The sequence below is a fragment of the Clostridium lamae genome, assembly GCF_033043255.1.
Taxonomy (GTDB): Bacteria; Bacillota; Clostridia; order Clostridiales; family Clostridiaceae; genus Clostridium; species Clostridium lamae.
In genome coordinates, this window is sequence record NZ_JASCQJ010000083.1 from 1 (window position 1) to 1,448 (window position 1,448).

General features: G+C 25.4%; 2 protein-coding genes. Both read left to right on the forward strand.

The genetic code is table 11. The annotated features are described in order from the left end of the window. The coding region (locus QK892_RS18350) for a site-2 protease family protein (protein WP_317274990.1) at nucleotides 1-691 on the forward strand (691 nt) is incomplete at its 5' end. A 69-nt stretch (nucleotides 692-760) separates the two neighbouring features. Beyond that, nucleotides 761-1,201 carry a hypothetical protein gene (locus QK892_RS18355; protein ID WP_317274991.1) on the forward strand — a complete coding sequence of 147 codons (441 nt, stop codon included), beginning with the start codon at nucleotides 761-763 and terminating at the stop codon, nucleotides 1,199-1,201. Nucleotides 1,202-1,448: the final 247 nt, after the last annotated feature.

Below are 1,448 nucleotides of genomic sequence, written 5' to 3' on the forward strand. Positions count from 1 at the left end.
TATTATTCATGAATTTGGACATTTAATAACTATTTTAATTTTAAGAACAAAATTAGTAATTTTTAATGCATATCCTATGACTATTTATAATGAAGAAAATAACTATAGATTTAAGATTGCATATAAAATTTTACTTCAAGGGTATTGTATTCCTAAATTTAATATAGTAAATAATAAAAAAGAATTAGATTATAATACAAAAAAACTTATAATTATAAGTTTAATGGGCCCTATAACAAATTTCATATTTGCTATTATAGTATACTATTTAAATGGATTTAGAATTACCTATTTAATAACAATGTCATCCATTGTTGGATTTTTATCATTATTATTTAGTGACGGATTAATGATTTTTAGGTTAGTAACATCAGCGGCATATAGAATAAGTACATTGCTTTTTTTTCAGCAAGATATTAATGAAAATATAGGATATTTATTTAATTATGCTTGTAAAATAAGTAAGGAATTCAATATAACTGACAATTTTTTTTATTTAGATAAGGAAAATAAAAATCAAATATATCTTCAAAAATTAATAATGTATTATTCTTTAATCTATGACCTTCAAATAAATAATAAAATAATATATGTAAATTATAATAAAATAAAAAATAAATTGTCCAGTTTAAATCATAGCAAGTGGGATTCAGAGCATCCCACAAACACCCCCGGGCACGAGCAGATATAGATAAAGATACAAAGTAGAAAATGAGTGCATTGGCATTGAACACTTAATGAAGCTTTGGCTGAATTTAGTGTGAAAGCTCATCTTACGAAGGAAACTGAGGAAGATGTTCCTCTAGAAAAGGAATATGCGTTACAATTACCAAATAGCTATGTAGAAATTGACAGAGATGAAATGGAATATATTGATGGGGGATTAAAAATATCTTCATGGATAGCTAGTGCTGCAATCGATGTAGGCCTTGCTGCGATAGGGGGTTGGAATGTAACAGCAATAGGATGGTTGATGGGACAAGGAATATCAATATTATGTTCAAAAATATCAAAAGTAATTGGAGGAAAGTTATTAGGAAATGTTTTGAAAAGTGCTATTTTTCAAACAACTTTAGGAGCTTATATAACAAGTAAAATAGGTATTATAGGAACTGCTTTAGGGATGACATCGTTAGGTGGCATGATTTCAACATGTTGGGATGCTTGGGATAGAAATTTAGATGGGTATATAAATATATAGTATCGATTAAAAGTATTTATTAGAGATGCATATGCATCTCTTTAATCTATAAATTAATAATAACTAAAAGGAAATTTAGCAATTTTATATTAATAAAGATATGTATTTAGGTAATTAAATTATGTAAATATATTGTTATATAAAATTTATGGAGGTTAATATGAGAATAGTACTTGGAAATTTTAATAAATGGCGTATCAATAGATTTATTTTTATAACTATTATTATGAGTATTACTGTAATTATT